General features: G+C 43.9%; 8 protein-coding genes. 3 read left to right on the top strand and 5 right to left on the bottom strand.

The genetic code is table 11. From position 1 onward, the window contains the following. Nucleotides 1-85 precede the first annotated feature (85 nt). The 4 genes from arsJ to AB4238_RS01965 all read right to left on the bottom strand — a co-directional run bounded on the left by arsJ (nucleotide 86) and on the right by AB4238_RS01965 (nucleotide 3,951). Complete coding sequence (gene arsJ / locus AB4238_RS01980; protein WP_372030865.1) at nucleotides 86-1,294, bottom strand: organoarsenical effux MFS transporter ArsJ; 1,209 nt, start codon at nucleotides 1,292-1,294, stop codon at nucleotides 86-88. A 102-nt stretch (nucleotides 1,295-1,396) separates the two neighbouring features. Continuing rightward, nucleotides 1,397-2,410 (bottom strand): ArsJ-associated glyceraldehyde-3-phosphate dehydrogenase, encoded by a 1,014-nt coding sequence (locus AB4238_RS01975; RefSeq protein WP_372030863.1) that lies wholly within the window; start codon nucleotides 2,408-2,410, stop codon nucleotides 1,397-1,399. Between the two features lie 120 nt (nucleotides 2,411-2,530). Further along, the gene (gene arsB / locus AB4238_RS01970) at nucleotides 2,531-3,556 is read right to left on the bottom strand and encodes an ACR3 family arsenite efflux transporter (RefSeq protein WP_372030861.1); all 1,026 of its coding nucleotides are present in this window, start codon (nucleotides 3,554-3,556) and stop codon (nucleotides 2,531-2,533) included. 50 nt (nucleotides 3,557-3,606) lie between these two features. Next, a complete protein-coding gene (locus AB4238_RS01965; protein ID WP_372030859.1) occupies nucleotides 3,607-3,951 on the bottom strand; it encodes a metalloregulator ArsR/SmtB family transcription factor in 345 nt (114 codons plus the stop codon). A 149-nt stretch (nucleotides 3,952-4,100) separates the two neighbouring features. Here AB4238_RS01965 and AB4238_RS01960 point away from each other — a divergent pair, with 149 nt between their 5' ends. After that, nucleotides 4,101-5,387: an esterase/lipase family protein gene (locus tag AB4238_RS01960; RefSeq protein ID WP_372030857.1), complete on the top strand. Its 1,287-nt coding sequence runs from the start codon at nucleotides 4,101-4,103 to the stop codon at nucleotides 5,385-5,387. A gap of 66 nt (nucleotides 5,388-5,453) precedes the next feature. Here the strand turns inward: AB4238_RS01960 and pmbA are convergent, their stop codons facing one another. Next, on the bottom strand, nucleotides 5,454-6,794 hold the full coding sequence (gene pmbA, locus AB4238_RS01955) for a metalloprotease PmbA (protein WP_372030856.1): 1,341 nt from the start codon (nucleotides 6,792-6,794) through the stop codon (nucleotides 5,454-5,456). Between the two features lie 171 nt (nucleotides 6,795-6,965). Here pmbA and yjgA point away from each other — a divergent pair, with 171 nt between their 5' ends. Beyond that, on the top strand, nucleotides 6,966-7,508 hold the full coding sequence (gene yjgA / locus AB4238_RS01950; RefSeq protein ID WP_372030854.1) for a ribosome biogenesis factor YjgA: 543 nt from the start codon (nucleotides 6,966-6,968) through the stop codon (nucleotides 7,506-7,508). Nucleotides 7,509-7,651: 143 nt separating this feature from the next. Continuing rightward, a complete protein-coding gene (locus AB4238_RS01945) occupies nucleotides 7,652-10,177 on the top strand; it encodes a hypothetical protein (RefSeq protein WP_372030853.1) in 2,526 nt (841 codons plus the stop codon). Nucleotides 10,178-10,217: the final 40 nt, after the last annotated feature.

The following is a 10,217-nucleotide window of genomic DNA, read 5'->3' as shown; positions in this document are numbered from 1 at the left end:
AAACGGCATAGCCTCCGCCTTCTCAAAATAGCCAATAAACTGCGGCAAAAACAACCGTGAAAGCTCAACAGCCCCTAGTGATTGATTACTTTCTTGGTAACTTAAAAGAGATAAGCCAAGTGAGCAGTAAGAAGGTTGTAGAAATAGCTAAACACGCCGCAAGCCCAGCAACTTGATAGACCCAGCCAGACAATATGGTACCAATAAGCCTTCCCATCGCATTCGCCATATAATAAAAGCCAATATCGAGAGAAACGCCATCATCCCCCGCGTAACTGACAATCAAATAGCTATGCAAAGAAGAGTTGATTGCAAACACAACACCGAAAACCAACAACCCAATAATTAACGCAACTTGGGGAGCAACCCAAGAGGTATAAATAGCCAAAGTTAATAGTGCGGTCACCAGCGCCAGTAGCCCAGCCCAGAGTGTTGCTACTCTACCGTCAGGGATAGATTTTCTAGCCGTTAACGATGGTGCGATAGATTGCACCATCCCATAAGCTATCACCCACAGCGCTAAAAAAGCGCCAACACTGCTGTGATCCCATCCTAACTGGCTCGCAAGAAACACCGGCAGTGCAATGACAAACCACACATCTCTAGCAGCAAATAGAAATAACCGCGCAGCAGAGAGAATATTAACTTTATCACTCTTAGAAAAAATCTCAGTAAACTTGGGTTTAGACTTCGCTTTACCTAAATCAGCTTTTAAACTCACTAGGCTACCAAGCCAAACAAGTAACAAGGCTGCGGCCATAATGGCGATGGCACCAGTAAAACCAGCAACACTGAGCAATACCCCACCGAGGAAGAACCCTGCACCTTTTAGCGCATTTTTCGAGCCCGTTAACATGGCTACCCAACGATAGAGTTTATCTTCGGCGTCTTTGGGTACCAAAGTTTTTATCGCACTTTTGGCACTCATTTTATTGAGATCTTTAGCTATCCCAGACAGAGCCTGTGCAGCCATCACCCAAGGTACCGTCAGCATTGCTGCTGGTAGCAGTAACATAGCAAGTGCCGCTATTTGTAGCCCCAAACCAATATTCATTGTGCGATTAAGCCCAAGCCTTGCCCCGAGCCAACCACCGACTAGATTGGTAATAACACCGAAAATCTCATAGAACAAAAACAACATTGCAATCGCAAGAGGTGTATAACCTAGGTCGTAAAAGTGCAGCACCACCAGCATGCGCAGCGCACCATCGGTGAGTGTAAAGGCCCAGTAGTTAGCAGTAACTAACAAGTACTGCCGAACACTTTCAGGTAAAGCACGATATTTTGCTAACACTTTTATCAACCTAATTTTTTCAAAAGCTACAGTAGTCACTGACCAATAGAAATCAAGCAGCTCAGCAAAGTACAGGCTGCCCCAACTCTTTGGCTGTCAGCCCTAACTTGCTAGATCTTGTTGACCAACCATAATGGCTAACTCTGCGGTGCGATTAGCATAGCCCCACTCGTTGTCGTACCACACATAGAGTTTAACTTGAGTACCATTAACGACCATGGTTGATGGCGCATCAATAATGCTTGAACGGGGATCGGTTTTGTAATCGACTGAAACCAAAGGTCGCTCTTCAAAGCCAAGAATGTCCTTTAACTCACCCTGCGCCGCTTGTTGCAGCAAAGCATTAACCTCTGCTTCTGTAGTATCACGCTCAACTTCAAATACGCAATCGGTCAACGAGGCATTGGCAAGCGGAATACGTACTGCGTGCCCATTCAATTTTCCTTTTAGCTCAGGGAAAATATGAGTAATCGCCGTCGCACTGCCGGTAGTTGTCGGGATAAGGCTCAAACCACATGCGCGAGCACGTCTAAGATCTTTATGGGGCGCATCTAGAATCGTCTGAGTATTGGTGATGTCATGAATGGTCGTCATCGAGCCATGCTTAATACCGATATTCTCATGAATAACCTTTACCACCGGCGCTAAGCAGTTGGTAGTACAAGATGCTGCGGTCACGATCGGGTGAATATCTTTGTTATACAACTGCTGATTCACACCCATAACGATATTCAACACCCCCTCCTCTTTAACAGGGGCTGTCACCACAACTCTTTTAACACCTTGATCTAAATAAGCCTGCAATAAGGCTTTGGTCTTCATAACCCCAGAAGCCTCAATTACCACGTCACAACCCGACCAATCAGTAGCCCCAATAGTGTTATTACGGCTGGTCGCAATAGTGCGGTCACCAACAATAATATTGTCACCGTCAGCGGTGGCTTCTTCAGACCAGCGACCATGGATAGAGTCGAAAGTCAGTAGATGGGCCAATGTCGCCGCATCGCCTGCGGGATCGTTAATTTGTACAAACTCAACATCGCTATGATGCCAAGCTGAACGTAGTGCTAAACGTCCCATTCTACCGAAGCCATTGATACCAATTTTGATTGTCATAGTGATCTCTTAACCTGTTATTTAACTATCTAAGTAGTTCTAGCGCTCGAGTCTATACTCAAGCCTAGCGTTGAAATCTATTTGCGATAAAGCATGCGCCATATATTCAGTGATAACCGCCTAAATTTCATCTGCAAACACATGTCGACTGCGATTAGCGATTGCCACCAGCGACAGCATCACTGGGACTTCGACAAGTACACCGACTACAGTTGCTAACGCTGCGCCGGAGTGCAATCCAAATAAAGATATCGCGACTGCGACTGCTAGCTCGAAAAAGTTAGAGGTGGCAATCATGCAAGCAGGAGCAGCAATTTTATGGCTTAACTTAAGCTTCTTAGCGGCATAAAAAGCGATAAAGAAGATGCCATAGGTTTGGATTATTAATGGGATTGCAATAAGGAATATGTCTTGCGGCTGCGCAATAATTGTCTCTGCTTGAAAGCCAAATAACAGCACTACTGTTGCCAATAACCCAACCATAGACCACGGCTTTAATTTGGCAACAAATGCATTGAGCTGAGCATCGCTACCCTTTTTCTGCAAGAAGTGTCGAGTAACAGCCCCTGCCACTAATGGCAAAACCACATATAAAGCAACAGATGACAGCAGTGTTGCCCATGGCACTTGAATATCACTTACGCCCAATAGCAATGCAGTTATTGGGGCAAAGGCCACAACCATAATGAGATCGTTGACTGACACTTGTACTAATGTGTAATTCGGATCGCCCTTTGTCAGCTGACTCCAAACAAAGACCATTGCAGTACACGGCGCCACCCCAAGTAATATCATTCCGGCAATATATTCACTGGCTGTTTGCGGATCGACAAACTCGACAAAAAACACTTTGAAAAAGAGCCAACCTAACGCCGCCATGGTGAAGGGTTTAATTAACCAGTTAATCACCAAGGTCAGTATTAATCCTTTCGGGCTCTTACCGACATCCTTCACTGCAGAGAAATCGATCTGCACCATCATCGGGTAGATCATGACCCAGATCAGCACCGCAATAACCAAATTAACATGGGCGTACTCAAGCCCTGCAACAATGGCAAAAGAGTCTGGAGATAAGTTTCCTAAAACCACACCAGCCACAATTGCGAGTCCAACCCAAACACTTAAATACCGCTCAAAAATACCCATTACATCTGACCTAATTTAAAATAGTGAAACTGCATAAAAAAAGCTGCCTGCTAGCAGCACTTTTTAGTGCGCTCAGGACGATCGCCCATTTGTTTAAGCTGACTTAAGTTTTCTTTGATAGTCTCATTTTGCTGTTTTGCTAACGTCGTTAAAATCTCACTTGCCCATGTTGGTAGCTCTGGATTAACTCGATAAAAAACCCATTGGCCCTGGCGTCTATCAACCAATAACCCAAGCTTGCGCAGTTGTGCTAAATGGCGAGATATTTTAGGTTGGATCTCATCAAGCGCCGTCATCAATTCACAAACACAAAGCTCTGTTTCTGCTTGTATAAGCAACAAACTGCGTAGTCGAGTGTCGTCGGCCATCGCCTTAAAAAACGTTAAAGGTGTCATTATCATTACTCGAAAAGTATAAGTACCCAAGACAGGATATACGGAAAATAATATATATGCTTTTCCGTATATTCAAGTTTAGATTTGAAAAAATGATGAATTCGTTGTGAAAATTTAGCTTTAGATCAGTTTGCTGCTAAGTTATCTATATGATTTATAAAAATTGTATTCATGTCATCGCAATGAAAATAGCAAGAATGCTTTTAGCTGTAGCACTCATTAGTGTAGTCAGCGGCTGCGCCAACTTTAGAGATCTAGCTGAAGAGGTCGACTTACTTGAGCAGGTTTACGTCGAGTATCAGGTTAATATCAACTCGGAGCATCAAGTTGAATCTTTTGTACTAGTGCTACTACAACAAGTCGATGCAGAAACTATCGATGGTTACGAGGTGGTGATTGGTAACAGAAAAATCACTGTTACAGCTGATACATTGAGCAAATATCTATTTACTTTCAACGATGTAAATCATGACTTGCGCTTTCAAGTGGGCGAAGATTTTTCAATTACCAAATTGGCGGCAAATAGTGATAACACAGAACTGACAATAACACTCAGTGAGACTGGAGACATTCCGCCAACAGCACTGATTGATAGGCCACTGAATAACTTAGTCAACGTCAAAATTAGCCCAGCAAAAATAGGTGAAAAAGCAGTTCTAAATGAAGAGAAATTTGACCGAGACACCGCTAAGCTAGGGATGTGGAAACCTGTTACTCATCTGCTTGAGGGTAACAGCGGGGTGTTCTTTCTTGATGAGTTTGATAGCAACAAAACCCCTATTCTTTTTATTCATGGTATGAATGGTACTGCCAGAGACTTTGCACCACTACTTGCCAAAATAGATAGGCAGCAGTATCAAGTTTGGGTAATGAACTACCCTAGCGGCTTACCGCTTGAGTTGATAGCCAATGGTCTTAACAGCCTGATTAAAATCATCGACTATCGCTATAACGTAAAAACACTGCACATAGTGGCTCATAGTATGAGTGGCTTAGTGGCTCAAGCTTACCTCGATCTTTGCCGAAACCAATTAGGCTGTAATGATATTGCCAGCTTCACTTCAATATCGAGTCCTTTTGGCGGAGTCAGCTCAGCTCAAAGCGGCATTGATTATGCCCCAGTTGTTATGCCTGCATGGCGTGACTTAGCGCCGAGTAGTGATTTTATTGCCAAGCTATTCTCCACTAGCAAGCTTCACTCTACAACACCGCCACATCTACTTATTTTTGGCTATAAGATGAGTGGAATTCTAAACCAAGAGAGCAGCGACGGTGTTATTAGTCTAGAAAGCCAACTGAGCGATAAAGCCCAAAAGCGGTCTGTCAAAATTTATGGATTAAATGAAGATCATGTCAGCATTCTGAGTAATGATCAGTTAATCGAAATACTCGAAAGCTTTTGGCTTGAGAACGAGATTACCCACGCCGAAAGGTAACGACAAAAAAGGCTTCCAAAGGAAGCCTTTTTTCAAGTATAACGGGGATAACTACCAACTAATTACCTAGCTGCCGGCAATCTTCATTTTATCCATCAAAATTCCGCCTGTGCGAATTGATGAGCGAAGATCTCTATCTTTTGCCACTGCAACAATATTGCTATACATATCTTTTAGATTGCCAGCAATGGTGATCTCTTCTACTGGGTATAAGATAACGCCATTCTCGACATAAAAGCCTGCAGCGCCTCGTGAGTAATCACCAGTAACCGTATTAACCCCCTGTCCCATCACTTCAGTGACAATCAGCCCTGTGCCCATCTCTTGAACAAGTTGGTCAAATGTTTGCCCTGTAGATGAAAGTGTCCAGTTATAAATCCCACCCGCGTGACCCGTGTTGGTTAGCCCTAGCTTTCTAGCAGAGTAACTTGTTAGCAGATACGTAGCTAAACGACCATTGTCGATGATTTTACGCTCTTGAGTGCCAACGCCTTCACTGTCGTAGGCAGCACTGGCTAATGCACCTTTTAACAGTGGTTGCTCTTCGATGCTAAACCAATCAGGAAAGACTTGGGTATCAACCGCATCTAACAGAAAGCTAGATTTACGATAAATACTGCCACCACTAATGGCGCCAACTAAGTGCCCCATCAAGCCTGTTGCTATCTCAGGCGAAAACAGTACTGGTAACTCAGTAGTAGCAAGTTTGCGACCACCTAATCTGCTGGCTGTCTTGCTAGCCGCTTTGTTACCGACCAAGTCAGGCGCCAACATATCACTGTATTTTCTAGCAACTGTATAATCATAATCACGCTGCATGCCGTTACCGTTTTCGCCGATTGCAACACAACTTAGGCTATATCGAGAGCTACAATAGCCATGTAAAAAACCATGACTGTTACCGTAGACTTTAACACTTGAATGAGCGTTAGCGCTGGCTCCATCTGATATCTGCACGCGATCATCAGCATCAAGCGCAGCTTCTTCAGCCAATATCGCAATACGCGTTAGCTCTTCAGGCGAAATCGTCTCTGGATGATAAAGGTCAAGATCAGGAAACTCTTTCGCCATCAGTGACTTTTCAGCAAGGCCATTAAATGGGTCTGCAGAGGTAAACCGAGCAATATCATCAGCCGCTTTTACCGCTTGCTTAATTGCAGCGGGACTGAGATCTGAGGTTGAAGAGCTGCCCTTACAACCATCTCTAAATAACGTGATCCCCAAAGCACCATCTTTATTAAACTCTACCGTTTCAACCTCTTTCATACGAGTTGAAACGGAAAGGCCTTGTTGCTTGCTAATTGCAACTTCTGCACCTGAAGTGCCTAAGGTCTTGGCATATTCCAGCGCTATTGAAACAGCGTCTTTAAGGGGAACTAATTCGATATCAATGCTAGGTGAGGACACAAATCTACTCTTCAATAATCGGTAATGACATAAGCATAACAAACCCAAAAACCAATCACATTAAATAACTTTAGCTTTTAGATCGCTCTAATTAGGTTAGGCCAAAAATTGACAGGTCAACTGGCTTTATAAATGTTATTATTATCTTAGTATTTGTAAGAGATTTAAGATATGAAGATTGTCGGTGACTCAGAACACTTCCACCAGCCCTATGACAAAAATGATGATTACGAAAGCAGAGCAGATGCTAAGCGTGAAATCGTCATCTATCAAGAACTAGGTAAAAAGTTGATTTTACTTAGTAAAAGTCAGATTGAGAGACTCAATCTAGATGAAATAGTTTATGACAACGTATTAAAAGCGAAGACGATTAAGATCAATACTGAAGCCTATCGTCGTCACCTGCAATATATTGGTAAATTGATGCGCTACGTTGACATTGAAGAGCTACAGCTCGCAATGAAAAATGTATTGAATCAAAACAGCAATGAAAGTGCTAAAACTAATGTTGCAGACAAGACACGTGATCTACTGCTAAATGAAGGCGATCCAGCTATTCAAGCATTAATTGAAAAGCATCCACAGCTTGATAGACAGAAGTTGCGTCAGTTTGTGCGTCAGACTAAGAAAGAGCTGACTAAAAATGCCGATATTACGCTGTCGAAAACAGCAAAAGAGTTAAGTAAATATTTACGTAACGAAATCACAGAATAGTCGTCAGCTCTAGACATTAGTCCTCTGAATAAGTAGCTTGTTTAGAGGGCTATTTTTTGGTCTAAGATAATGTAAGTTTTATCTTTATGCTCAACTAACCCCCTTCAAACATTACTGTATATAGTTGCACAAGGAATTTGCGAATGCGCCTCACTAAAAAGCTGGCTGCCCTCCCAGTTACTCTTTTATGTTTATCAGCCTTAAGTGGTTGTAATGGCGCCTCAGGCGATAATGAAGATACCGATAATGGCGGTGTTTATAGCCTGTCAATAAGCTATAAAACTGTGGTTGATGGACAGTGTGCAGAGGCTACTGATGCACTTAGTTTCAGTGCAGATAGCTCATTCTGCGCAGTCGCTCACCTTAAACAAGGTGGCAGCAACCGCAATGGCAAACTTATCGCTTTCTCAACCAGTTTTGGCGAACTTTCAGCGGCAACGAAACTGACCAACAGCAGCGGTCTAGCCGAAGTCATTGTCAGTAATTCAACCGCAACTGAAGGTGCTGGCACCCTAACAGCAAACTTTTCTGAAAATGATAATGCAGCCAGCGGCACTCGTAATTTTGAGTTTACCTCAGCGACATCACCATCAGAGCCAACATTTACCCTCAACAGCGCAATCATTAATGGCACCACCATTGTGACTCAGTTCAAAGCTGAAGAGACGGTACAACTGCAAGCCCAGTTTTTAGATGAACAAGGTCAGGGCGTAGCCGGTAAAATGGCAACTTTTGTAGCGGGTAGCGTTAACCTAACTCCAAGTTCTGCACTCACTAAAGAAAACGGTATCGCTCAAGTAAGTTATACCCCAACAGAAAGTGAACTCGGTGCGGCCAACATGACGGTAACGCTAGAGAGTGACGGTAAAACATACCAAAGCTCAGGTCTTTATGAAGTATTAGCAAAAGACGCAGTCAGTGAAGATGGCATCATTGTTATCGGTAGTTTCTCTGCTGATGGTGCGACATTTACAGAAAACCAATTAGCCACCACATTACCACTCGTTGATGGCAAGTACATGGTTAGCGCCGGCGGCACCTTCGGTGTTACAGCAGATTTAGCAACAAAAAACGATGATGGCAGCTACACTCGCCTACAGACTCCAACCAGTGTTAGTTTCAGCTCAAGCTGTGTATTAAGTAATAGTGCCAGTATCGACTCACCGGTGACATCTCTTTCAGGCACTGCAAGCTCTACTTTCCAAAACAGCAGTTGTAGCGGTAATAGCGAACGCGATGACCAAATTACTGCAACAGTGGTTGCAGGCAACCAGAGCATTAGTGCCAACCTTGATTTCTCACTGGCCAGCCAAACCTTAGCAAACTTAAGCTTTGTGTCAGCAGAGCCGACTTCAATCCGCATTAAAGGAACCGGCGGCACAGGTTCAAGCGAATCGTCACTGATCACCTTCAAGGTGTCAGACGCTAATGGTCAGGCTATTGCTCAGCAACAGGTCGACTTCTCTCTCGATACAAGTGTCGGTGGAATTAGCTTCTCCAATGGCAATACAACGATTAGCAATACCAGTAACTCTAGTGGATTGGTCAGCGCCAGCGTACTCTCCGGCACTATTCCAACCCCTGTACGCGTGCTTGCAACAGCCATAGGCGCTGATGATCAAAGCGTCACGACACAGTCAGAGCAATTGAGTATTAATACTGGTTTACCGCAACAACTTGGATTTAGCGCATCGGCATCAATATCCAATCCAGAAGCTGGGGATTTCAATGGCGAGAAAGTATCTATTACCACCTACGCCTCAGACAGCTTTGGTAACCCAGCTCCTGATGACACCACGATTAACTTTACCGCTGAAGGCGGGCAAATTGTTTCTAGCTGCTTAACTGTAAATGGCGCCTGTAGTGTTGAATGGACCTCTGCCAGCCCTAGAGTACCAGATCACCGTATTACCATTTTAGCCTACGCTCTTGGTCACGAAACCTTTTTTGATACCAATGGTAATAACATATTTGATGATGCTGACGGTGGCTCAGTAGCTTTAGCCTGTTTGGATAGATATGGCAATGCAGTGGCTTGTTCAGGCAATGGTATGGACATTGAAACCTACCATGCTGGTGAGTTTAGTGACCTTGGCGATGCGTTCAGAGATGATGACGAATCTTATTCTTATACCTCTGGTGAACCGTACTTTAATACTGCAGCCAACGATAGTTACACGGCAGCCGATGGCAAATTCAACGGCCCTCAGTGTGACAGCGCCAGCTTATGTGGTGAAGGGTTAGCTAACAAGACATATATCCGCAAAGCGTTAATTTTAACGATGTCTGGCTCAGATGCCCATTTTGAAATTAGCCAAGATGGCAATGTGATTTATAGTGATGGTGACTCAACTATCGCAGCGACTGCGATTCCAGCAGGTGGTTCATCGTCATTTAGCATCCGCTTTTTCGACAGTGCCAACCAGATAATGCCTGCTAACACCACGCTCAATACCACAGCAAGTCAAGGTGAGTTGACCGCTGATGCCTACGTGGTACCTAACCGTAATAGTATTGGTGGCACAACAACAGGCTTCACCTTGACCAACGATATAGATCCCACAAGCAGTGGCGAACCCGCTAAAAATAGTGCAGTTTCAATTGAGGTGCTTACCCCTAAAGCCGTCAAGTCGACAATTGGCTTTGGCGTTGAGCTAACAGGAACTTAAGCCTAAACTGTTTTGAGTAAAGCTTAAAAAAGCCCGCTGC

Source organism: Shewanella sp. 10N.286.45.A1 (assembly GCF_041470405.1).
Taxonomy (GTDB): domain Bacteria; phylum Pseudomonadota; class Gammaproteobacteria; order Enterobacterales; family Shewanellaceae; genus Shewanella.
The sequence above is the reverse complement of the archived record's forward strand: the minus strand, read 5'-3'. Positions and strand labels throughout refer to the sequence as shown.